Annotated in this window: 1 protein-coding gene; it reads left to right on the top strand. The window is 68.6% G+C overall.

Features of this window, described 5'->3' with window-relative positions:
* On the top strand, positions 1-354 hold a 354-nt coding region (locus ACWCPY_RS36775), incomplete at both ends, for a hypothetical protein (protein ID WP_451272526.1).

Genomic DNA, 354 nt, shown 5'->3' with positions numbered 1-354 from the left:
TCAGCAGAATGAGAAGGACCGGGCGCTGGCGCGCAAGGGCCAGGACGAGGCCCAGGCCAAGAACGATGAGGACCGCGAGCGCGCCCGCAAGGAGCAGGACGAGGCTCGCGCGCAGGCGGAGAAGGACCGCGAGGAGGCCAGGAAGGACGCCAAGGAGCAGCAGTCGCTCGTCCTGGGCCAGAACAGCCGGCAGAAGGCCAAGGAAGACGCGGAACGCGAGCGCCTCCGCGACCAGCAGCAGAAAGACCGGGACGAGGCTCGCACGCAGGCTGAGCAGGACCGTAAGGAAGCTCTCAAGCAGCAGGGTGAGGAGCGGGACCGGGTCCGCACCGAGCAGGACAAGGCACGCACGCA

It is taken from the genome of Streptomyces sp. NPDC002403 (assembly GCF_053593015.1).
Note: the sequence above shows the minus strand (reverse complement) of the source record. Positions and strands in the feature narration are given on the sequence as shown.